The 22,467-nt window shown below is 74.3% G+C and carries 20 protein-coding genes; 14 read left to right on the top strand and 6 right to left on the bottom strand.

Annotated features, from left to right (window positions below):
• The first annotated feature begins 8 nt into the window (after positions 1-8).
• Positions 9-1,130 (top strand): SigB/SigF/SigG family RNA polymerase sigma factor, encoded by a 1,122-nt coding sequence (locus tag RAN62_RS10865; protein WP_305784428.1) that lies wholly within the window; start codon positions 9-11, stop codon positions 1,128-1,130.
• On the opposite strand, the gene RAN62_RS10860 is transcribed toward RAN62_RS10865, so the two are convergent.
• Together RAN62_RS10860 and RAN62_RS10855 are read right to left on the bottom strand one after the other, a co-directional pair.
• Positions 1,127-1,849, bottom strand: a complete 723-nt coding sequence (locus RAN62_RS10860) for an ATPase (RefSeq protein WP_305784427.1) — start codon at positions 1,847-1,849, stop codon at positions 1,127-1,129. The two genes, RAN62_RS10865 and RAN62_RS10860, sit on opposite strands and share 4 nt — an antisense overlap.
• Positions 1,846-3,678 carry a CheR family methyltransferase gene (locus tag RAN62_RS10855; RefSeq protein WP_305784426.1) on the bottom strand — a complete coding sequence of 611 codons (1,833 nt, stop codon included), beginning with the start codon at positions 3,676-3,678 and terminating at the stop codon, positions 1,846-1,848. Before RAN62_RS10855 ends, RAN62_RS10860 begins: the two co-directional genes overlap by 4 nt.
• 108 nt (positions 3,679-3,786) lie before the next feature.
• On the opposite strand from RAN62_RS10855, the gene RAN62_RS10850 reads away from it, so the two are divergent.
• Positions 3,787-4,173 carry a hypothetical protein gene (locus tag RAN62_RS10850; RefSeq protein ID WP_305784425.1) on the top strand — a complete coding sequence of 129 codons (387 nt, stop codon included), beginning with the start codon at positions 3,787-3,789 and terminating at the stop codon, positions 4,171-4,173.
• Between the two features lie 9 nt (positions 4,174-4,182).
• Here the strand turns inward: RAN62_RS10850 and RAN62_RS10845 are convergent, their stop codons facing one another.
• Entirely contained in the window at positions 4,183-5,199 is a 1,017-nt protein-coding gene (locus tag RAN62_RS10845; RefSeq protein WP_305784424.1) for a chemotaxis protein CheB, read from the bottom strand.
• A gap of 54 nt (positions 5,200-5,253) precedes the next feature.
• Here RAN62_RS10845 and RAN62_RS10840 point away from each other — a divergent pair, with 54 nt between their 5' ends.
• Positions 5,254-7,095 carry a CheR family methyltransferase gene (locus RAN62_RS10840; RefSeq protein WP_305784423.1) on the top strand — a complete coding sequence of 614 codons (1,842 nt, stop codon included), beginning with the start codon at positions 5,254-5,256 and terminating at the stop codon, positions 7,093-7,095.
• A gap of 6 nt (positions 7,096-7,101) precedes the next feature.
• Here RAN62_RS10840 and RAN62_RS10835 read toward each other — a convergent pair whose 3' ends face one another.
• Positions 7,102-7,833 carry an STAS domain-containing protein gene (locus RAN62_RS10835; RefSeq protein ID WP_305784422.1) on the bottom strand — a complete coding sequence of 244 codons (732 nt, stop codon included), beginning with the start codon at positions 7,831-7,833 and terminating at the stop codon, positions 7,102-7,104.
• Positions 7,834-7,956: 123 nt separating this feature from the next.
• Here RAN62_RS10835 and RAN62_RS10830 point away from each other — a divergent pair, with 123 nt between their 5' ends.
• Entirely contained in the window at positions 7,957-8,814 is an 858-nt protein-coding gene (locus RAN62_RS10830) for a glycosyltransferase family 2 protein (protein WP_305784421.1), read from the top strand.
• A 65-nt stretch (positions 8,815-8,879) separates the two neighbouring features.
• Here RAN62_RS10830 and RAN62_RS10825 read toward each other — a convergent pair whose 3' ends face one another.
• Entirely contained in the window at positions 8,880-10,286 is a 1,407-nt protein-coding gene (locus RAN62_RS10825; protein WP_305784420.1) for an aldehyde dehydrogenase family protein, read from the bottom strand.
• 139 nt (positions 10,287-10,425) lie between these two features.
• Here RAN62_RS10825 and RAN62_RS10820 point away from each other — a divergent pair, with 139 nt between their 5' ends.
• The 10 genes from RAN62_RS10820 to RAN62_RS10775 all read left to right on the top strand — a co-directional run bounded on the left by RAN62_RS10820 (position 10,426) and on the right by RAN62_RS10775 (position 21,019).
• Positions 10,426-12,069, top strand: coding sequence for a carbamoyltransferase family protein (locus RAN62_RS10820; protein ID WP_305784419.1), 1,644 nt, complete (start codon positions 10,426-10,428; stop codon positions 12,067-12,069).
• Complete coding sequence (locus RAN62_RS10815; protein ID WP_305784418.1) at positions 12,066-13,043, top strand: glycosyltransferase; 978 nt, start codon at positions 12,066-12,068, stop codon at positions 13,041-13,043. The genes RAN62_RS10820 and RAN62_RS10815 overlap by 4 nt, the downstream gene beginning before the upstream one ends.
• Positions 13,040-14,608, top strand: a complete 1,569-nt coding sequence (locus RAN62_RS10810) for an HAD-IIIA family hydrolase (protein WP_305784417.1) — start codon at positions 13,040-13,042, stop codon at positions 14,606-14,608. The genes RAN62_RS10815 and RAN62_RS10810 overlap by 4 nt, the downstream gene beginning before the upstream one ends.
• 85 nt (positions 14,609-14,693) lie before the next feature.
• Positions 14,694-15,629, top strand: a complete 936-nt coding sequence (locus RAN62_RS10805; RefSeq protein ID WP_305784416.1) for a glycosyltransferase — start codon at positions 14,694-14,696, stop codon at positions 15,627-15,629.
• Positions 15,614-16,846, top strand: coding sequence for a glycosyltransferase (locus RAN62_RS10800; RefSeq protein ID WP_305784415.1), 1,233 nt, complete (start codon positions 15,614-15,616; stop codon positions 16,844-16,846). Before RAN62_RS10805 ends, RAN62_RS10800 begins: the two co-directional genes overlap by 16 nt.
• Positions 16,846-17,457, top strand: a complete 612-nt coding sequence (locus RAN62_RS10795; RefSeq protein WP_305784414.1) for a D-sedoheptulose-7-phosphate isomerase — start codon at positions 16,846-16,848, stop codon at positions 17,455-17,457. The genes RAN62_RS10800 and RAN62_RS10795 overlap by 1 nt, the downstream gene beginning before the upstream one ends.
• Positions 17,454-18,836, top strand: a complete 1,383-nt coding sequence (locus RAN62_RS10790; RefSeq protein WP_305784413.1) for a PfkB family carbohydrate kinase — start codon at positions 17,454-17,456, stop codon at positions 18,834-18,836. Before RAN62_RS10795 ends, RAN62_RS10790 begins: the two co-directional genes overlap by 4 nt.
• Positions 18,837-18,841: 5 nt before the next feature.
• A complete protein-coding gene (locus RAN62_RS10785; protein WP_305784412.1) occupies positions 18,842-19,525 on the top strand; it encodes an SDR family oxidoreductase in 684 nt (227 codons plus the stop codon).
• Positions 19,522-20,409, top strand: coding sequence for a glycosyltransferase family 9 protein (locus RAN62_RS10780; RefSeq protein ID WP_305784411.1), 888 nt, complete (start codon positions 19,522-19,524; stop codon positions 20,407-20,409). Before RAN62_RS10785 ends, RAN62_RS10780 begins: the two co-directional genes overlap by 4 nt.
• Positions 20,402-21,019: a flavodoxin family protein gene (locus RAN62_RS10775; RefSeq protein ID WP_305784410.1), complete on the top strand. Its 618-nt coding sequence runs from the start codon at positions 20,402-20,404 to the stop codon at positions 21,017-21,019. Before RAN62_RS10780 ends, RAN62_RS10775 begins: the two co-directional genes overlap by 8 nt.
• Positions 21,020-21,139: 120 nt before the next feature.
• Here the strand turns inward: RAN62_RS10775 and RAN62_RS10770 are convergent, their stop codons facing one another.
• Complete coding sequence (locus RAN62_RS10770; RefSeq protein WP_305784409.1) at positions 21,140-22,384, bottom strand: MFS transporter; 1,245 nt, start codon at positions 22,382-22,384, stop codon at positions 21,140-21,142.
• Positions 22,385-22,467: the final 83 nt, after the last annotated feature.

Here is a 22,467-nt window from a genome sequence, read left to right as displayed (position 1 = left end):
GGATCCAGATGCCGACCACCTCCGGCAAGACCCGCACCCTGGAAGACCTCGACGCCATGGCCGCCGACTACGTGCGCGCCCAGGTGGGGGTCGGAGCGGCGCGGGCGGCCCGGTTGCGGGAGGATTTCGTGCGGGGAGCCCTGCCCTTCGCCGGCCGGCTCGCGCGGCGCTACCGCGGCCGGGGCGAGCAGCTCGACGATCTCGAGCAGGTCGCGCGGCTCGGGCTGATGAAGGCCGTGGACCGCTACGACGCGGAGCGGGGCTCCTTCACCGCGTACGCGGTCATCACCATCACCGGCGAGATCAAGCGGCACTTCCGCGACCACACGTGGGGGGTGCACGTCCCGCGCCGCCTGCAGGACCTTGTGCTGGAGCTCAACCACGCCAACGCCGTGCTCACCGCCAAGCACGCGCGCACACCCACCGACGCCGAGCTCGCCACCTTCCTCGAGGTCAGCGAGGCCGAGGTGAAGGAGGCCCGCACCTCGCTGGCCGGCTACAGCCCGGCCTCGCTCAACTCGCCCGCCGGCGACGACGACCGGGCCGAGTTCGGCGACCTGGTCGGGGCGGCCGACCCGGAGCTGGGCCTGGTCGACGACCGGACGACGGTGGAGCGGCTGCTCTACCGCCTGCCCTACCGGGAGCGCCGGATGCTGGCCCTGCGCTTCTGGGGCAACTTGAGCCAGGCGGAGATCGCCGACGAGCTCGGGATCTCCCAGATGCACGTGTCGCGGCTGCTCAGCCGGGCGCTGAGCTGGCTGCGCACGGCCATGCTGAGCGACACCCCGCCGGCCTGGACCGGCACCGAGCGCGACGACCACCACGTCCGGGTGCTGGTGCGCCGCGAGGGCGAGGGCGTCCTGCGGATCAGCGTGTCGGGCGAGGTCGACCGGGACAACGCCGAGCACCTGCGCGAGGAGCTGCTCGCCGTGGTGCGGTCCGCCCGGGCCGACCGGGTGCTGCTCGACCTGGCCGACGTGCCGTTCCTCGACGCCGCGGGCATCGCGGTGCTGCTGGCCGTGCACGAGGCGGCCCGGGTGCGGGACGTGCGCGTCAAGGCGATCGGCCTGCGCCCCTACGTGGCCCGGGTGGCCGCGGCGACCGGCCTCAACGCCCTCTTCGAGGACTAGTCCTTCGCGAGAGTCGCCCACACGACCTTGCCGTCGCGGGTCGGCAGCCAGCCCCAGTGCGTGGCGAGGGCCTCGACCATCCCGAGCCCGGAGGGGCCGGGCCGCGAGGTCTTCTCCGGCGCGACCGGTGAGCCGTCGCGGACGGCCAGGTGCAGGTAGCGGCCGCGGTGCGAGATCCGCAGCGTCATGATCGTGCCGGCATGGTCGATGACGTTGGCGACCAGCTCGCTGACCACCAGGCTGGCCGGGCCGGCCAGGTGCGGCAGCGACCAGCGCGCGCACGCCTCGGTCACCATGTCCCGGGCGTGCCGGGACGCCCCCGAGACGGGCAGCAGCTGATCGGCGAGCATCGGCAGGGCGTCCCGCCCGGTGTCCAGGCCCGCCAGGGCCGCCGCCACGCTGGCGCAGACGGTGAGCCGCCCGTACCCGCCGCCGGCCAGGGCCTCGGCCACCCCGGGACCGGGCGCGCACAGCAGTACCGGCGTTCCGGGCCAGGTGGCGGCCTGCTGCACGACCGCCGTAAAGACGGCCAGCGCCTTCGCCTCGGGCACGTGGACCTCGGCCAGATCCACGAGCAGGGCGGACGGCTGCTCGGCCAGCCGTTTCAGCAGCGCGGTGCGGAGCCGGCCGGTGTCCCGCAGGGTGAGCGTGCCGCGCAACGCCATCACCGTGCGGCCGGCGCGGTCGTCGGCGCTCCAGGTCAGATCCTCCGCCGTCATGAGCTCTCCATCACGATGATCGCGCCGCCCGGCAGGCTGCCGGGCGGCAGGGGAGTGCAGACGGTCCGCAGGGCGACCGTCCGGCCGTGCCGGTCGATCGCCTCGAGCACCGCGGGGCCGTCTCCATGGTCGCCGGTGAGGGCCCGCGAGATCAACGGCTCGAGCAGGTGAACCGGCAGGCCGCAGTCGAGCTCGGGCAGACGCTGCCCGGTCACCTCGTCCGGGCGCAGGCCCCACAGGTCCGTCGCCTGGTTGTTCCAGGCCCGCACCCGCAGGCCCGGATCGACGACCACGACGGCCTGCCGCAGATGGGCGAGCACGGAGGCGAGGAAGGCGCTGGAGGCGTCGCGCTCGCCGGCGCCCACCCGCAGCCGGGCGTTGCCGGCCTGCAGCTCGTCGTTGCTGCTGCGCAGGTCCTGGTTGGCGAGTTCCAGCTCCTCGTTGACGGTCTGGAGCTCCTCGTTCGTGGTCTCCAGCTCCTCGATCGTGGCCTGGAGCTCCTCGTTGGTCGTCTCCAGCTCCTCGTGGCCGGCCCGGAGTTCCTCGTACGCGGTCTCCAGCGTGACGTGGGCCAGCTCCAGTTCCTCGCGCAGCCGACGCGCGGCGCTGACGTCCTGGAAGACGAGGGTGACACCGAGGATGCCGCCGTCGTCCGTCAGCAGCGGCGCCACGTGCACGTCGAGGAAGACGCTGCCGCCCGCCGCCCGCCGCAGCTCCACGTCCGGGACGTGCACCGTGCGCCGCTCCCGGCGGGCCTGGGCGATGGGGGCGCCCAGCTCGACGGGCCGGTGCGCCAGGCCGAGGTCGCCGAAGGGCCTCCCGGTGTCGCGGGGGGACACCCCCAGCAGGCTCTCGGCCCGCTTGTTGCTCAGGGCCACGAGGCCGTCGGCGGTGATGACGACCTGCGCGACGGGACCGGCTCGCAGCGCGGCGTCGGCCAGCTCGGCGAGCGCGGCCCGGGCGGGGCCGCTCGCGGCGGCGGCGCCCGGTGCGGGCGGCGCGGGGTAGGGCGGCAGCGGTCCGGTGGACTTGCGGAACATCCGGTGCCGGTTGTCGATCGGCTGGAACGTGCCGGCGTGGCCGCGCAGGGTTTCGGCCCGCCCGAGGAACAGCGCTCCGTGCGGCGCGAGGGCGAAGTGGAAGCGGGCGAGGACGCGGGCCTGCGTGTCGGCGGTGAAGTACATCATGGTGTTGCGGCACGTCAGCAGGTCGATCCGGGGGATGGGGGCGTTCTGCACCAGGTCGTTGCGGCCGAAGATGACCGAACGCCGCAGGTCGCGGCGGACCCGGAAGCGCCGGCCGGTGGGTTCGAAGTAGCGCTCCGCCAGCTCCGGTGGCACCCCGGCGAGGGCGCGCTCGTCGTAGACCGCGTGCCGCGCCTCGGCCAGCTGTTCGTCGTCCACGTCGGTGGCGTAGATCTTGACTCGCCGGTGCAGGTCCTCGGGGCCGAGGATCTCGCTCAGCAGCATCGCCACCGTGTAGGCCTCCTCGCCGGAGGCGCACCCCGCCGTCCAGACCCGCAGCGGCGCGTCCGCCGGCTTGGCCGCCAGCATCGGTTCGAGCACCTCCCGCCGCAGATGGTCCCAGGCCTCCGGGTCGCGGAAGAACGAGGTGACATTGATCAGAATGGTGTTGAACAATGCCGTGAACTCGTCCGGGCGGGCCTGGAGGAACTCGAGGTATTCCCCGTATCCGGCGATTCGCACCTGCGACATCCGTCGTTGCACCCGCCGCATCAGGCTCGAGCGCTTGTAGCCGGTGAAGTCGAAGCCGCGGGTCTCGTGCAGGTGGCCGATGAGCTCCTCGAACTGCTGGTCCGCCTCGCCCATGCCTCGCCTTTCCGCCCGGTGTGCCCCGGCCAGGTTACGGCACCGGGGCGCCCGCCCGGCCAGGGCCGGGGACTGCCCGCCGGTTCCCGCCGGTGGGACGATGGCCCCATGGTGGAGCAGCAGGGACCCGGCTTCGACCGGTTGAGCGCCGAGGCCGAGGCACGCCGGGAGGAGGCGGCGCGCCGGGCGGCCGAGGCGCGCCGGCGTGCCGCCGAGCTGCAGGACTACTTGGACTCCGCGCTGGCGGGGGAGGACCCGGAACCGGTGACGGACGCGAGCACGCTGGCGCTGGCCCGGGAGCGGGCGCGGGAGAGCGCCGCCCGCGCCGCCCGGGCGCATCTGGACGCCGCCGTCAGTCATGACCTCGCCGCCGCGATGCACGACGACGCCGCGCGGCGGGTGCCCGGCCGGGCGGCGGAACACGAGCGGGAGGCCCGGCGGCACCGCGACCGGGCGGCGGAGGCCCGGCGGCTCGCCGCCGAGGAGCAGGTCTGACCGGGCCGGTCAGACCGGGGCGGAGGGCATGAACTCCGGGAAGTGCTTACGGATGATCCCGGCCGCCGTGCGGATCTCCCGCGCGCTGGCCGTCTGGTGACTCTCGACGAGGGCGCCCCGGGCCCCGGCCGCCGCGCGCACCGCGAGTTCGTCATGGATCTTCGCCTGCTCCTCCAGCATGCTGACCGCCGTCCACAGAGCCTGCTCCACTTTGTCGCGCTGAGCGGCCAGCAGGGTCTGCGGCGACCACACGTGACCGATGTGGCAGGTGTAGTGCAGCGCCGCGCCGATCTGGACCTGGTTCATGCCGCCGGTGCAGTCCGGGCAGCTGATGGCCACCGGGACCCCGGGGGAGTCGCGCGGCGGGGTGAGCGGGAGGTTCTCGGCCATGTCGGTCTCCACGACGAGATCGGGGTCGGTGAACGGGCCGGCCGGCTCGGTGAGCGGCTCGGCCACCAGCGCCTCGATGCGCCCGGCGAGAGCGCTCGCCGGGCAGGCCTCGGCGCCGGACACGACCGCGAGCGCGGCTTCGGGCATGCCCGGGAACATCGCGTCGGCCGGGTCCTGCACGAGACAGGCGCCACCGGCGGCGTCCACGGCGGCGAGGCCCGCGGCCCCGTCGTCGAGGGTGCCGGACAACACCACCGCCACCGTACGGTCCCCGTGCCACCGCGCGGCGCTGCGGAACAGGGCGTCGACGGCCGGGCGCACCCGGTTCTGCTTCGGCGCGCGGCTGAGCAGCATGCGGTTGTGCCGGACCAGCAGGTGATGATCGGGTGCCGCGACATAGATGCGCCCGGGGACCAGCGGGGCGCCGTGCCGGGCCGTCTCGGCGCGCAGGGGCCCGCAGCGGTTCAGGACCGCGGCGAGGGCGCTCTCGTAACCCGCGGGGGTGTGCAGGACGACGAGGACCGCCGCGGGCAGGGCCGCGGGCAGACCGGCGACGACCTCGCGCAGCGCCTCGACGCCCCCGGCGGAGGCGCCGAGCACGACGAGGTCCCGCCGATCGTTCCCGGTTCGCGGCACGGATCAGCGCATGCCCTCGTCGGCCGAACCCAAACCTGCCGGTACGGTAATCGGGTGACATCGGACGACGTGCAGTTCGAGGCGCTGCTGGCCTATCTGAAGGAGGCCCGCGGCTTCGACTTCGGCGGCTACAAACGGGCGAGCCTCATGCGCCGGGTCACCCGCCGGATGACCCAGGTCGACCTCGAGACCTTCGGCGACTACCTGGACTTCCTGCAGGTCCACCCGGACGAGTTCACGGCCCTGTTCAACACCATCCTGATCAATGTGACGGGCTTCTTCCGCGACCCGGACGCGTGGGACCACCTGCGCGAGCACGTGGTGCCCCAGCTGCTGGCGGGCCGCGACCCCCAGGCGCCGATCCGGGTCTGGAGCGCGGGCTGCGCCTCGGGCGAGGAGGCCTACACGATCGCGATCGTGCTGGCCGAGCAGCTCGGCCCCGAGGCCTTCCGGGACCGGGTCAAGATCTACGCCACCGACGTCGACGAGGAGGCGCTGGCCGAGGCGCGGCTCGCCGCCTACACCGACAAGCAGATCGCCGGGATGCCGGACGAGCTGGTGCAGCGCTACTTCGAGTTCACCGGCGGACGCTACGTCTTCCGCAAGGACCTGCGCCGGTCGGTGATCTTCGGTCGCAACGACCTCATGCAGGACGCCCCGATCTCCCGGGTGGACCTGCTCACCTGCCGCAACACGCTGATGTACTTCAACGCCGAGGCCCAGGCGCGGATCCTGTCGCGGCTGCACTTCGCCCTCGCCGACGCCGGGGTGCTCTTCCTGGGCAAGGCCGAGATGCTGCTCAGCCACAGCGACACCTTCGCGCCGGCGGACCTCAAGCGACGGATCTTCCGGAAGAAGCCGGCGGCGGTCGTGCGCCCGGCACCCCCGGTGGCGCAGCGGGCGGTGGCGGCGGCCGGGGCCGAGTTGCTCGGCCTGGACAGGCTGCGCGACGAGGCGTTCGCGACCTGTCCCGTGGCGCAGGTCGTGGTGACCGCCGACGGCCTGGTCGCGCTGAGCAACCGGCGGGCCGAGAGCCTGCTGGGCGTGTCCACCCGCGACGTGGGCCGCCCGTTCCGGGACCTCGAGCTGTCCTATCGCCCGGCCGAGCTGCGCGGCTACATCGACCAGGCGCAGGTGGAGCGGCGCACGGTCCGGGTGCCGGACGTCGAGTTCTCCCGCTCGGAGACCGAGGCGGTGGTCCTGCGGGTGGACGTCAACCCGCTGACCGGCCCGGACGCGAGCCTGCTGGGGGTCGCGCTGGTCTTCCAGGACCGCACGGAGGCCCGGCAGCTCAAATCGGACCTCGACATGGCGACCCGGCAGGCCGAGACGGCCCACGAGGAGCTGCAGTCCACGAACGAGGAGCTGGAGACCACCAACGAGGAGCTCCAGTCGAGCGTCGAGGAGCTGGAGACCACGAACGAGGAGCTCCAGTCGACCAACGAAGAGCTGGAGACCACCAACGAGGAGCTCCAGTCCACGAACGACGAGCTGCAGACGATCAACAACGCCCTGCGCGACCGCACGGCGGAGCTGGACACCACCAAGGCCTTCCTGCAGGCCCTGCTCACCAGCCTGCCGGCCGGCGTGGCCGTCGTCGACGCGGGCCTGCGGGTGCAGGCCTGGAACCGCACCGCCGAGGACCTGTGGGGGCTGCGGGAGAACGAGGCGCTGGGGGAGCACTTCCTCAACCTCGACATGGGCCTGCCCACCGACGGCCTGCGCCCGCTGCTGCGCTCGGTGCTCAGCGGCGACTCCGTGCAGGAGCAGGTCACCGTGGAAGCCGTCAACCGGCGGGGCCGTCCCGTGCGGGTCACGGTCGCGTGCACCCCGCTGCTGGACCCCACGTCGGGCACCACCGGGGCCGTCGTGGTCATGACCCCCGCCGAGGCCTGACCGCCGTCAGGGCGCCTCGTACTGCAGGGTCGCCCACACCACCTTGCCGCCCAGGGCGGGCAGCGTGCCCCAGCGGTGCGCCACCGACTCGACCAGGAGCAGGCCGCGCGGCGCGGCGGGGTCGGGGGACGGCGTGGTCGATGCCCGGGGCGGGGCGGTGCTGCCGTCGCGCACGGCGATCATGAGATAGCGGTGGCCCCGGGTCAGGCGCAGGTCCGCCAGCGTGCGTGCGTGCACCGCCGCGTTGGTCACCAGCTCCCCGGCCACCAGGGAGGCCGGGGCGGCGAGATGGGGCAGCTCCCACCGCTCGCACGCGGCGGTCACGACCTGCCGGGCCTGACGGGAGGCGCCGGAGACCGGCAGGATGATGTCGCTGATCGAAGCCAGACGTGGTGCCGAAGGCACGGCCAGGGCCTCCGCCACGGTCGCGAAGAGCCGCCGCCGGCCGTAACCGCCGTTGCGCAGCTGGGTGACCAGGACCGGGTCGGGGACGCAGAGCAACATCGGCGTGCCCGGCCACAGGGCCGCCTGATACGTCACCGCCCGGAAGACCGTCAGCGCGTGCGGCTCGGGCACCGTCAGCCCGGAGAGATCGGCCACCAGCGCGTCGGGCTGCTCGGCCAGGCACTTGGTCAGGGCCGTGCGCACCGCCGGCGCGGTCGCGACGGTCAGCTCACCGGTGAGGCGGACCACCAGGTGCCGCCCCATCGGCTCGACCTCGGCTCGGACCTCGGACATGGCTCCATTGTCCCCCTCGGGCGACCGGCGGCGCGATCCCGCGGGAGATGACGGCCTCGAAGGGACCGGCGTCACCCGTACGAAGACGGGTGGAAGCGGCGCGGAAGGGGTAAGGCGGGCGCCATGACGCGACCCCCGATCCCGTACGAGACCCGCGACGTGACCGTGGTGGTCGCCACCCGCAACCGCCGGGAGCGGCTCCTGGACACCCTGCCCCGGCACGCCGCCGAGGTGATCGTGGTCGACAACGGCTCGGACGACGGCAGCCCGGAGGCGATCGCCCGGGCGTTCCCGCACGTGACCGTGGTGCCGCTGGGGGAGAACCGCGCCGCGGCCGCGCGGACGGCCGGCGCCGAGCTGGCCCGGACCCCGTACGTGGCCTTCGCCGACGACGACTCGTGGTGGGAGCCCGGATCCCTCGCCGGGGTCGCCGAGCTGTTCCGGACGCACCCGCGGGCCGGTCTGCTCGCCGCCCGGGTGCTCGCCGGTCCGGAGCAGCGGGAGGACCCGGTCTCCACCGCCCAGGCCCGTGCCCCGCTCGGCACCCCGTCCGGGGCTCCCGGTCCGGCGATCCTGGGCTTCCTGGCCTGCTCGGTGGCGGTCCGGCGGGACGACTTCCTCGCGGCCGGGGGCTTCCGCCCGCAACTGCGCGTGTACGGCGAGGAGGCGCTGCTGGCCGTGGACCTGGCCGCCGCCGGCCGTCACCTGAGTTACGTCCCCCGGTTGACCGTGCGCCACGTGCCGCTGTCCGAGGGGCGCGACCCGCGGGCCCGGCGCCGGCTCGAGGCGCGCAACCGGTTGCTCACCGCGATGCTGCGCCGCCCGCCGGCCGTGGTCGCCCGGACCGCCGCCGCGGCGTGGCGCGACGACCCCCGGTCGCTCGCGGACGCCGCCCGCCTGCTGCCGTGGGCCCTCCGGGAGCGCCAGCCGCTGCCCTCGCACATCGAGTCAGCCCTCGTCCGCCTGGCGAACGAGGGCTGACCCTCCGGCATCCGCCCCGCCCTTCCGAGAGCCGGCCCGGGAACGAGGGCTGATCGAGGAGCCTGTCACCAACCGGTGGGCGGGGCCTCGAGGTGCACGGCCTTGGTGACGGTCATCTCGTCGAGCAGCTCGGGGCCGTACCCGAAGCCCTGTCCGCTGCCGCGGCGCGGGTGCGCGGCACCGCCCGGCGCCCCGCCGAAGACCGCGTTGACCTTGACCGTCCCCGCCGGCAGCTCCCGCCAGGCCTGCTGCGCGTGGCTCATCGAGCCGGTCAGCACGGTCGCGGCCAGCCCGTACGGGGAGTCCGCCGCCCGCTTGAGCGCCTCTTCGAAGGAGTCGACGGTCACCACGGGCGCCACCGGCCCGAAGGTCTCGTCCCGCATGACGGCCATGTCGTCGGTGCACTCGGCGAGCACGGTCGGCGGGTAGAAGGCGCCGGGGCCGCCGGGCACCGAGCCGCCCGCGAGTACCTGGGCGCCCCCGGCGACGGCCGCGCCGACCTGGGCGTGCACGCCGTCGCGGAGCCGGGTGTCGACCAGTGGGCCGATCCGGTCGCCCCACGCCTGCGCCTCGTCGACCAGGGCGGCCAGGAACGGCCCGGCCACGTCGCGGTGCACGTAGATCCGCTCGACCGCCACGCAGATCTGACCGGAGTTGGCGAAGGCGCCGGTGGCCGCCTGCTGCGCCGCCCAGATCGGGTCCACGTCGGCGTCCACGATCAGCGGGTCGCTGCCGCCGTTCTCCAGCAGAGCCTTGGCGCCGGTCTTCGCGCACGCCGCCGCGATCGACCGCCCGGTGGCCGTCGAGCCGACCTGCGCGACCACGTCCACGGGCGAGGACGCGAGTGCCGCGCCCACCTCGCCGTCGCCGTTGACCAGGGCCAGCACGCCGGCGGGGAAGTGCCCGGCGACGAGCTGGACGAGCCGGTGGCCCACGGCGGGCGTGCGCTCGCTGGGCTTGTGGACCACCGTGTTGCCGGTCACCAGGGCCGCGCCGAGGAGTCCGCAGGAGACGGCGACCGGGTCGTTCCAGGGGGTGATGACGGCCACGACACCGCGGGGGCCGTACGCCATCAGGTCGATCGCCTCGTCGTTGCCGGCCAGGGCGCGGCCGCGGTGCACGGGGCCCAGCTCGGCGTACTGCCGGAGGGTTCCGACGCCCGCGAGGATCGAGTCCTTGGCGTCCGCGGCGGGCTTGCCCATCTCGGCGTGCATGAGATCGGCCAGCTCGTCCGCGGCCGCCTCGACGGCGTTCGCGGCGGCGTGCAGGGCCGACGCGCGGGCGGCCGGAGCCGTGGCGGCCCAGGCCGGTGCCGCCTCGCGCGCCGTGCGGACCGCCGTGGCGACGTCGTCGTCGGACGAGGCCGGCACGGTCGTGACCGGCTCTCCGGTGGAGGGATCAAAAACGGTCAGAGTGCGGCCCGAGCCGCCGGGGGACCACGTCCCGCCGATCAATTGCTCCACGTCGTACATGCGAGGCACTTTCCCTGGGGCAAAGATTGCAAACTTATGGGTTTGACGGCTATCAGTGCAGGTCAGGACCCAAAAAGAATTCTTGGAGAAGTCGTTGATCATGCGGTTAAGCGTGTGTTCAACGGGTATCCGGCGACGCATGCGAGTCCTCGGAATCAACGCCATCTTCCATGATCCGGCCGCCGCGCTGATCATCGACGGCCGGGTCGTGGCGGCGGCGGAGGAGGAGCGCTTCAGCCGCCGCAAACACGGCAAGCGGCCGGTGCCCTTCTCCGCGTGGGAGCTGCCCGAGCTGTCCGCCGCCTGGTGTCTCGAGGCCGCGGGCCTGAAGCCGGGCGACCTGGACGCGGTCGCCTACTCCTTCGACCCGTCGATGACCCGTGACGCCGCCGAGCTCGGCCTCAAGGACCCGTGGGACCACGTCCGCGTCGACTACGCCCGCCGCGCCCCGCAGTTCCTCGCCGGCGCGCTGCCCGGCCTCGACCCCGAGCAGGTGCGCTTCGTGCCGCACCATGTCGCCCACGCCGCGTCCTCCGGCCTGTCGGTGCCCGAGGACAGCGCCGTGCTCGTCCTCGACGGCCGCGGCGAGGTCGCCAGCCACCTCGCCGGCGCGTACCGGGACGGGCGGCTGGAGACCTTCAAGAGCCAGGAACTGCCGCACTCGCTCGGCCTGCTCTACGAGGACCTGACCCGCCATCTCGGCTTCATGCACTCGTCCGACGAGTACAAGGTCATGGCGCTCGCCTCCTACGGGAAGCCTCGCTTCTTGGATGTGTTCCGCGAGCTCGTGCACGCCAACGACGACGGCGGCTTCACCGTGGAGCGCATCGACTGGTCCGCGCTCGCCAAGGCCGCCGCACCCGGTGGCGAGCTGACCGAGGCGCACGCCGACCTCGCCTCCAGCGTGCAGATCCGGCTGGAGGAGGTGCTGCTCGACCTCGCCCGCTGGACGTACGAGGCGTCCGGCGGCCTGAAGACCCTGACCATGGCCGGCGGCACGGCGCTCAACTGCGTCGCCAACGGCCGGATCGCCGCCGAGGGCCCGTTCGACCGGGTCTGGATCCAGCCGGCCGCCGGCGACTCCGGCACGGCCCTGGGCGCCGCGCTCACCGTGGCCCGCGAGGCCGGCCCGGTGACCCCGTTCACCACGGCCGCCCTGGGCCGGGGCTGGAGCGACGAGGAGCTGGAGGCGGAGCTGCAACGCGCCGCCCTGCCCTACACCCGGCCCGAGTCGATCGCCCACGAGGCGGCCAAGGTGCTCGCGGGCAACGGCATCGTCGCGTGGTACCAGGGCCGCAGCGAGTACGGCCCGCGCGCCCTGGGTCACCGCTCGCTCATCGCCCACCCCGGCGACCAGGACACCCAGACGCGCATGAACAACGTGAAGGGCCGCGAGCAGTTCCGTCCGATCGCGCCGATGGTCCTCGCCTCTCGGTTCGCGGACATCTTCACCGGCGTCTACCCGAGCCCGTACATGCTCTTCGTGCACCAGGTCAAACCGGAGTGGAAGGGCCGCATCCCGGCGGTCACCCACGTCGACGGCACCGCCCGGGTGCAGACCGTGCATCCCGAGACCGAGCCGGTCGTGGCCGAGATGATCGCCGAGTTCGAGCGGCTCACCGGCATCCCCGTGGTGGTCAACACCTCGCTCAACACGGCCGGGCGGCCGATGGTCGACACCCCGCGCGAGGCGATGGAGCTCTTCGGGTCCGCGCCGGTCGACCTGCTCGCCCTCGGGCCGTTCGCCGTGCACCGCGGCACCGCGTTCGGGCAGGCCGCATGACCAGCGTCTCCGTGGTGATCCCGACCCTGGGCCGGCCCAGCCTCACCGCGCTGCTCGTCGCGCTGGCCGCCGCCGAGCCGGCTCCCTGCGAGGTCGAGTTCCTGCTCGTCGACGATCGCCCGGAGCCGGCGGGGGAGCTGCCGATCCCGCCGGGCATCGACGTCAAGGTGCTCCCGGGCCGCGCCGCCGGTCCGGCCGCCGCCCGCAACGTGGGCTGGCGGGCCGCGCGCCACGAGTGGGTCGCCTTCCTCGACGACGACGTGCTGCCCGACCCCGACTGGCTGGTCCGCCTGGCCGCCGACGTGATGGTGGCGGGCGTGGCGACCGGCGGTGTGCAGGGCAATCTGCGCGTCCCGCTGCCGGCGGACCGCCGCCCGACCGACTGGGAGCGGGTCACCGCGGCGCTGGCCGACGGCGAGTGGATCACCGCCGACATGGCCTACCGGCGCTCGGCGCTGATCGTCACGGACGGCTTCGACGAGCGGCTGCCCCGGGCCTTCCGGGAGGACGCCGAGCTCGCGCACCGGGTCCGGCTCGCCGGCTTCGAGCTGGTCAAGGGGGCGCGGACGGTCACCCACCCGGTGCGTCCGGAGGACCCCTGGATCTCCGTACGCACCCAGCGCGGCAACGCCGACGACGCGCTCCTGCGGCACCTCTACGGCCGCGACTGGCGTACGCACCTGGGCGTGCCCCCGGGCCGCCGCCGCAAGCATGTCGCCGTGACCGCTGCCGGTGTCCTCGCGATCGCCCTCGCCGCCGGCCGGCACCGCGCTTGGCCGCTGGCCGCCGCGATCTGGGCCGCCGGGACCGCCGAGTTCGCCGCCGCCCGCATCGCCCCGGGCCCGCGCGACGCCCGGGAGGTCACCACGATGCTGCTGACCAGCGCCGCGATCCCGCCCGTGGCCACGGCCCACTGGCTGCGCGGCTGGTGGCGGTGGCGCGGGGCGAAGCCGCTGCCGGGATCACAGCAGTGACGTCGCTCTACGATGCCGTCCTGCTGGACCGGGACGGCACGATCATCGTGGACGTCCCCTACAACGGGGACCCGGCCCGGGTCGAGGCCATGCCGGGTGCCCGGGCGGCGCTCGACCGGCTGCGCGGCGCCGGCCTGCGGCTCGGCATCGTGACCAACCAGTCCGGCCTGGCCCGCGGCTGCTTCACCGCCGAGCAGCTGGACGCGGTCAACGCCCGGGTCGAGGAGCTGCTCGGCCCGTTCGACACCTGGCAGATCTGCCCCCACGACGACACCGCCGGCTGCTCGTGCCGCAAGCCCGCGCCCGGCCTGGTCCACGCGGCCGCCGCCGCGCTGGGCACGGTCCCGCGGCGTTGCGTGATGATCGGCGACATCGGCCGCGACATGACCGCCGCGCTCGCCGCGGGCGCCGCCGGGATCCTGGTCCCCACCGAGGTGACGCTCGCCCCCGAGGTCGCCGCCGCGCCCGCCGTCGCGACCGACCTGGGCGCCGCCGCCGACCTGGTCCTCGCCCGGTCACAGCTCGTCGAGCCGGCCGGAGCGCGGGAACGGGCCGGGACCGTGCTGGTCGTCCGCTCCGACTCCGCCGGCGACGTGCTGGTCACCGGGCCGGCGATCCGCGCGGTGGCGGCCGGCGCCGACCGGGTCGTGATGCTGTGCGGGCCGCGGGGCCGGGCCGCCGCTGCCCTGCTGCCGGGCGTGGACGAGATCATGTCGTTCCGGCTGCCCTGGATCGACCCGGCGCCACAACCAGTGAGCGCGGCTCTCCTCGACGAGCTGTCGGAGCTCGTGAAGTCCGCCCAGGCCGACGAGGCAGTGATCTTCACCTCGTTCCACCAGTCGGCGCTGCCCCTGGCGCTGCTGCTGCGGGCGGCCGGCGTCGGGCGGATCACCGCGATCAGCGAGGACTATCCGGGCTCGCTGCTCGACGTGCGGCACCGGGGCGTACCCGTGGGGGTGCCCGAAGCGGAACGGGCGCGCTCGATCGCGGCAGCCGCAGGGTTCTCGCTTCCGGCGGGCGACGACGGGGCGTTGCGCGTTACCGTCCCACCCGGGGAAGCGGGTGACTACGTTGTCGTCCACCCGGGTGCGTCGGTCGAGGCGCGCTCGTGCCCGCCGGCGGTCGTGCGGGACATCGTGGCGGCGCTCGCGGCCGAGCACAAGGTCGTGGTGACCGGCGGGCCGGACGAGCGGGAGCTGGCTCTCTTCGTCGCCGGGGACGTGGCGACCGTCGCGGACCCGATGAGCTTCGGCGATCTCGCCGCCCTGCTGGCCGGGGCGGCCTGCGTCGTCGTCGCCAACACCGGGCCCGCGCACCTCGCCGCGGCGGTCGGCACCCCGGTCGTCAGCCTCTTCGCGCCCACCGTCCCCTTCGGGCAGTGGGGGCCCTACCGGGTGCCCGTCGTCCGGCTGGGCGACGCCGCCGCACCCTGCCGCGCCACGCGCGCCACCGTCTGCCCCGTCGCGGGCCACCCATGCCTGACGGGGATCACCCCTGCCGACGTCCTCGACGCAGTAAAGCTGCTGGGGGTCAGGGCGGGATCAATGAGAGAGGTCACCGCATGACCGACTGCACCGAACATCACTCACCGCAAGCGGCGGGCGGCCGTGACGGTGAGGGCCAGGAGGGCATGCGAAAGGGAGACTCGGCATGAACATCCTGCTGTGGCACGTGCACGGCTCCTGGGCGACCGCGTTCGTCCGGGGCAAGCACCGCTACCTCGTGCCGGTCAACGCCGCCCGCGACGAGTGGGGCCGCGGCCGGGCCCGCACCTTCGAGTGGCCGGAGAACGCCGAGGAGGTCGACTTCGCCTCGCTCACCACGGACGACGTCGACGTGATCGTGCTGCAGCGCCCCGAGGAGCTGGAGCGCGTCGCCCATCTGGACGTGCCGAAGATCTATGTGGAGCACAACACGCCCAAGGGCGACGTCCCGGACAGCCGCCACCCGATGGCCGACCGGGACGACTTGATCGTGGCACACGTGACGCACTTCAACGAGCTGTTCTGGGATACCGGTGGCACCCGCACGTCCGTCATCGAGCACGGCGTCGTCGAGCCGCAGGCGCGGTGGTCCGGCGAGCTCGACCGGCTCGCGGTCGTCACCAACGAGCCGGTCCGGCGGCAGCGGGTCACCGGCACCGATCTCTTCCCGCGCTTCGCGGCGGTCGCCCCCCTCGACGTGTACGGGATGGGTGTCGCGGGCCTCGACCTGCCCGGCGTGACCCCGCACGACGACCCGCCGCAGGCCGCCATGCACCTCGAGATCGCCCGGCGCCGGGCGTACGTCCACACGTGCCGCTGGACCTCGCTGGGCCTGAGCCTGATCGAGGCGATGCAGATCGGCATGCCCGTCCTGGCCCTGGCCACCACCGAGGCGGTCGCCGCCGTCCCGGACGACGCCGGGGTCATCGCCACCCGGGTCGACACGCTCGTCGAGGCCGCCCGCTGGCTGATCGAGGACCCGGACGCCGCCCGGCGCCTCGGCGACCGCGCCCGCCAGGTCGCCCTGGCCCGTTACGGACTGGACCGGTTCCTCGCGGACTGGGACCGCCTGCTGGAGGAGGAAACATGCGCATCGCGATGATCTCGGAGCACGCCAGCCCGCTGTCCGCGCTCGGCGGCGTGGACGCCGGCGGCCAGAACGCCCACGTCGCCGAGCTCGCCGCCGCGCTGGCCGCCCAGGGGCACGAGGTGCGCGTCTACACCCGCCGCGACGACGCCGCGCTGCCGGACACGGTCACCGTCAACGGCTTCGAGGTGGTGCACGTGCCGGCCGGGCCGCCGGTCGCGCTGCCCAAGGACGACCTGCTGCCGTTCATGGGCGCCTTCGCCGAGTGGCTCGCCGCCGAGTGGCGCGCCGGGTGGCTGCCGGACGTCGCGCACGCGCACTTCTGGATGAGCGGGCTCGCCGCCGTCACCGCCGCGCGCCGCTGCGACGTGCCCGTCCTGCAGACCTTCCACGCGCTGGGCACGGTCAAGCGGCGCCACCAGGGCCCGGCCGACACGAGCCCGCAACACCGCATCGCGTACGAGCGGCAGCTGGGCCGGGTCGTGGACCGCATCGTCGTGCAGTGCCAGGACGAGGTGCGCGAGCTGCTGCGCATGGGCCTGTCCCGGTCCAACATGGTGCTGGTCCCGTCGGGCGTCAACACCGGCGTGTTCTCGCCCGAGGGCCCGGCCGAGCCCCGCCGCCCCGGCTTCTCCCGGATCCTGACCGTCGGCCGGCTCGTCGAGCGCAAGGGCTACGAGGACGTCATCCGCGCGCTGCCCGCCATCCCCGGGGCCGAGCTGGTCGTCGCCGGGGGACCGCCGGACGGGGACGTGACCGATCACCCGTACGCCCGGAAGCTGCGCGCCCTCGCCCGGAAGTGCGGCGTCGGGGACCGCGTCGTGCTCGCCGGGGCCGTGGCCGCCGCCCGCATGCCGCACTGGTACCGCTCGGCCGACGTGCTCGCCGCCGCTCCCTGGTACGAGCCGTTCGGTCTCACCCCGCTCGAGGCCATGGCCTGCGGCGTCCCCGTGGTGGGCACCGCGGTCGGCGGCCTGACCGACACCGTCGTCGACGGCATCACCGGCGACCTCGTGCCCGCCCGCGACCCGGGCGCCCTGGGCACCGCGCTGCGCCGGCTGCTGCACGACGACATCCGCCGCGTCTCGTACGCGGCCGCGGCGAGCGACCGCGCCACGCACTCCTACGCGTGGCCCCGGATCGCCGCCCGCCTGGCCGCGGTCTACGCCGACGTGGCCGGCCTGACCGTGACCCCCACCCTCACCACCGAGTCCCGAGAGGCGGTCGTCTGATGGACCCGTTGGACAGTCACCTGCGCGGCATGTCCGCCGCGCTTCCCCTTTTCCGCGCCGTGGCCGGCACCCGCCTCTGCCGCTGGGGCGAACTGCTCGCCGAGCACCTGGGCACCGGCGGCCGGCTGCTGGTCGCCGGCAACGGGGGCAGCGCCGCCGAGGCCCAGCACCTGGCGGCCGAGCTGGTCGGCCGGCTGCGCGACGAGCGGATGCCGCTGTCGGCCATCGCGCTCACCCCGGACTCGTCGGCGGTCACGGCCATCGGCAACGACTACGGCTTCGACGAGGTCTTCGCCCGCCAGGTACGCGCCCACGGCCGCCCCGGCGACGTGCTGATGCTGATGTCGACCAGCGGCCGCAGCCCCAACCTGGTCGCCGCCGCGCACGCCGCCCGGGAGATGGGCGTCCGGACGTGGGCGATGACGGGGGAGGGGGCCAATCCGCTCGCCGACGCCTGTGACGAGACGCTGCACTGCCCCTCCGGCGACTCGCAGGTCGTCCAGGAGCTGCACCTGATCTCCGTCCACGTGATGTGCGAGTACCTGGACCGGCACCTGCCCGTGGTGCTGGGAAAACCGGCGTTGGTGCGAGAGGCGGTGCTGGCGCGATGAGCCGTCCGCTCCTGGTCGTCGTCGGCGACACGCTCCTCGACCGCGACGTCGAGGGCAGCGTGCACCGCGTGGCCCCCGACGCCCCGGCGCCCGTGCTCGACGAGCGCTCGGTCTCCGACCGTCCCGGCGGCGCCGGTCTCGCGGCGCTGCTGGCCGCCGCCGCGGGTGATCACGACGTCGCGCTGGTGACCGCCCTCGGCTCCGACGCCGCCGCGGCCCGCTTGAGCTCGCTGCTTTCCACCGCCGGCATCGATGTGTACGCCCTCCCGCTCGAAGGCGCGACGGCCGAGAAGATCCGCCTCCGCTCCGGCGGTCACGTGCTCGTCCGCCTCGACCGCGGCGGGGAGCCCGCCGTTCCCGGTCCCGCCCCGGCGGCGGCCTTGGAGGTGCTGCAGCGGGCGAGTGCCATCCTGGTCTCCGACTACGGCCGCGGCGTGCTGCGGCAGCCTGAACTGCGGACCGCTCTGGAGCAGGCCAAGGCGCCGATCGTCTGGGACCCGCACCCCAACGGTCCCGCCCCGGTGCCCAACGTGCGCCTCGTGACGCCCAACGAGTCCGAGGCCCGCAAGCTGACCGATCTCGCCGGGGGCGGATCCCAGCTGGCCATGGTGCAGCGCGCGGGCCAGACTCTCCGCCGGCGCTGGCGGGCCGGCGCCGTGGTCGTCACCATCGGCGCCAAGGGTGCGGTGCTGGTCCACAACGGCTCGACTCCGCTCGTGGTGCCGGCGCTGATCTCCTCCGACGGCGACACGTGCGGGGCCGGGGACCGGTTCGCCGCGACCGCCGCGCTTGCCCTCGCCCGGGGCGCGCTGGTCTCCGAGGCCGTGCAGGAAGCCGTTGCCTCCGCGAGTTCCTATGTGGCGAGCGGGGGAGTGACGGCGGCACTCGCTCCGGCTGCATTGCCGGCCGTCCCGTCGCCGGCCGAGAAGATCGTCGCCGACGTCCGGGCGAAGGGCGGGACCGTCGTCGCGACCGGCGGCTGTTTCGATCTGCTGCACGTCGGGCACCTGGCCACCCTGCAGGCCGCCCGCAAGCTCGGCGACTGCCTGATCGTCTGCCTCAACTCCGACAGCAGCGTCTCGGCGCTCAAGGGCCCCGACCGCCCGCTGACCAAGCAGGACGACCGGGCGCGGATGCTCGCCGCCCTCGAATGCGTCGACGCGGTCGTCGTCTTCGACGAGCCCACCCCCGAGGCCACGCTCACCTGGCTCCGCCCCGACGTGTGGGTCAAGGGCGGCGACTACGCCGACGGCGGGCCCGAGCTGCCCGAGGCCGAGCTCGTCCGGCGCTGGGGCGGGCAGACCGTGATCGTCCCCTATCTCGACGGCCGTTCCACCACCAACACCATCGCCGCGGCCCAGGCCGCCACCAGGAGGTAACAAGCATGGACGCAGTCATCGTCACCGGCGGATCCAGCGGCCTCGGCGCCGCGGTCGTCGACGCGGTGCGCAAGGCCGGCGGCCGCCCGTTCGTCATCGACCGGCAGGCCCCGGCTTCCTCCGATGTCGAATGGGTCGAATGCGACCTGGCCGACACCCGCGCCGCCGAAGCGGCCACCCGCGAGCTGATCTCTCGCGCGGGCGGCCGGATCGACGGCGTGGTCACCGCGGCCGGCATGGACGTGCCCGGCGCGCTCGCCGACATCCCCGGCGAGACCTGGGACCGCATCGTCATGATCGACCTGCTCGCCACGGCCGCCGTGATCCGCGCGGCGCTCCCGGCGCTCAAGGAGTCGCACGGCGGGGTCGTCACGATCTCCTCCACGCTCGGTATCAAGGCCGTCAGCGACGCCACCGCCTACTGCGCCGCGAAGTTCGGCGTCGTCGGCTTCACCCGGGCACTCTCGGCCGAGCTGGCCGGGCAGGTCAACGTCACGCTGGTCATCCCCGGCGGCATGCGCACGAAGTTCTTCGACGACCGCACCGAGCAGTACAAGCCCGGCCCGGACGCGATCCTCAACGACCCGGCCAACGTCGCGAACGCGATCCTCTTCGCGCTCAACCAGCCCGCCGGTTGCGCGGTCCGCGAGCTTGTCATCGCCGCCGAGCAGGAGTCGTCGTACCCGTGATCCTCGTCCTGCGGGCCCTCGGCGTGGGCGACCTCGCCGCGGGCGTCCCGGCGATCCGGGCGGTCCGGTCCCATTTCGCGGACCGGACCCTGGCGCTGGCCGCCCCCGCGTGGCTGACGCCGCTGATCGACCTGATCGGCGGCGTCGACCGCGTCGTGCCCCAGTCCGGCCTGGTTCCACTTCCGCCGCTGCCGCCGGTCGAGATCGCGATCAACCTGCACGGCTCGGGCCCGCAGTCCACCGAACTGCTCGCCTCCGCCCGGCCGGAACAGCTGTGGGCCTTCGGCGCCGGGCCATCGTGGCGCGACGAGGAGCACGAACGCGACCGCTGGTGCCGCATGCTCGCCCACTACGGTGTCGCCGCCTCCCCGGACGACACGGATCTGGCGGTTCCGCGCGTCGCCGTCCCGCACGGGGTCACGATCATCCACCCGGGCGCGAAGTCCCCCTCGCGCCGCTGGCCGGTTTCTCGTTACGCGACCGTCGCCCGCGCGCTGGCTTCCTCGGGGCACAAAGTCGTCGTGACGGGATCCGCCGCCGAGCGTGACATCGCCTCGGCCGTCGCGGCTGCTGCCGGCCTGGGGGAGAGCGCCGTCCTCGACACGGGACTCGCGGAACTGGCCGGGCTCGTCGCCCACGCGCGCCTGCTGATCAGCGGCGACACCGGCATCGCCCACCTGGCCACCGCCTACCGCACCCCGTCCGTCACCCTCTTCGGCCCGATGCCGCCGGCGCGCTGGGGCCCGCCCCCGGACCGCCCGCAGCACCAGGTCATCTGGCACGGCACCCGCGCCGAGCGGGGCGACGCACCCGGCCCGGACGTGCATCCCGCCCTCCTGGCCATCACCCCCTCCGAAGTCCTCGAAAGGATCCCTCATGCCTGACTCACCCACCCTGCGCGCCCTCGTCCTCGCCTGCTCGCTGCGCTCGTCGGACTCCGAGTCCAGCAGCGAGCTGCTCGGCCGCGAGGTGCTCGACGCCCTCGCCGACCACGACGTCGAGGGCGAGGTGCTGCGCGTCGCCGACCTGGGCGTCAAGTTCGGCGTCAGCACCGACGAGGGCGGCGGCGACGGCTGGCCCGCGGTCCGCGACAAGATCCTCGCCGCGAACATCCTGGTCATCGCCACCCCGATCTGGATGGGCCAGCCCTCCAGCGTCGCCAAGATGGTGCTCGAGCGCCTGGACGCCGAGATCTCCGAGACCGACGACCTCGGCCGCCCCAGCATGTACGACAAGGTCGCGGCCGTCGCCGTCGTGGGCAACGAGGACGGCGCCCACCACGTGCACGCCGAGGTGTTCCAGGCCCTGAACGACGTCGGCTTCTCGCTCGCGCCCGGCGCCGGCACCTACTGGGTCGGCGAGGCCATGGGCAGCGTCGACTACAAGGACGCGGGCCCGAAGCCGGACACCACCGGCAAGACCACCAAGTCCCTCGCCGCCAACGCCGCCCACCTCGCCCGCGTCCTCGCCGTCACCCCGTACCCGGCCTCCTGAACCGGCTCAGCCCGGGGGAGCGCCGGCCACGACCTCGGTGGTCACCGCCGTGTGCGGTTCCTGGCCCGCCGGGTCGGGCCGGCGGCCGACGACGCCGCCGCGTCCCGGCGGGCGCGGCCGTCAGGCGGGCTGCTCGGCCGACGGGCGGGCCAGCACCAGGTCGCGCAGGTGCAGCGGGCGGAGGCTGAGCGTGCGGCCCTTGATCCGAGCCAGGACGACACCGCCGGCGACGACGGCGACGGTGGTCACCGCGCCCGCGACGAGGAGGGCGGTGCGGGGACCGGCCGCGTCGGAGAGCCAGCCGAGGGCGGGCGCGCCGACCATGCCGGACAGGGACGAGACGATGCCGGCCGTGGCGAGGACGCGCCCGCGCATGTCCTCGCGGGTGTCCAGCTGGATCCGGGTGGCGGCCACGGTGTCGAAGACGACCGCGCCGGCGGCGATGGGCAGGAGCAGGGCGGCGAAGCCGAGGACGTCCGGGGCGAGACCGGACACGAACTGCAGCACGCTGATCATGAAGCCGGTGGCCAGCAGGACCCGCAGGGTGGAGCGGCCGGTCCCGGCCAGCACCAGGCCCCCGGTCACGGCGCCGACGGCGAAGACCGTGGAGAGCAGCCCGTACGACCCGGAACCGCCGTGCAGCGGGCCGGCCACCATCGCCGCCATCGTCACCTGGTAGTTGCGGCCCAGCGACCCGAGCACGAACGAGATCGCCAGCACGAGCAGCACGACGGGCTGGCCCAGGATGTACCGGAAGCCGGCCCGGACCCCGCCCTCGGCCGCGCTCGCCTGCGGGAGGTCGCGCATGTCGCCCGTACGCATCAGGCACAGCGCCAGGATCACGGCGCCGTACGAGACCGCGTTGATGACGAAGAGGGTGGTGGGACCGGTGATGCCGATGAGCACGCCGCCGAGGGCCATGCCGCCGATCCGGCCGGCGCTGCTGAGCACCGAGCCGAGGGCCAGCGCCGAGCCGAGGGCCGACGGCGGCACCAGGGCCGAGCCGAAACGGCCGAGCACCGGGCCCTCGAAGGCGCTGATGACGCCGGAGGCCAGCGCGATCGCGTAGACGACCGTGGTGCCGCCCTGGACGATCAGCGCGACGGCCAGCAGCGCGCGCAACGCCTGGCACGCGACGAGCATCGTGCGGGCGGGCAGCCGGTCGGCCAGGGCGCCGCCCCAGCTGCCGAGCAGCAGGACCGGCAGCGCCTGCAGCATGACGGTCAGGCCCATCTCGCCGGCCGAGCCGGTGGCCGACAGCACCAGCCAGTTGAGGCCCAGGACCTGCATCCAGGTGCCGGCGACCGAGACCAGGTCGGCGGCGGCCCAGAGCCGGTAGTTGCGCTCCTTGAGGGGGGCGAACATCGGACCCACGGCAGCTGCACCTCCACAGACACGTGCGCCGGCTCTCGGCGACACGTGCCTGTTCGGGAAGCGTTCCCGGGGTG

Source organism: Symbioplanes lichenis (assembly GCF_030709675.1).
Classification (GTDB): Bacteria; Actinomycetota; Actinomycetes; order Mycobacteriales; family Micromonosporaceae; genus Actinoplanes; species Actinoplanes lichenis.
This window is presented reverse-complemented; position numbering and strand designations above follow the sequence as displayed.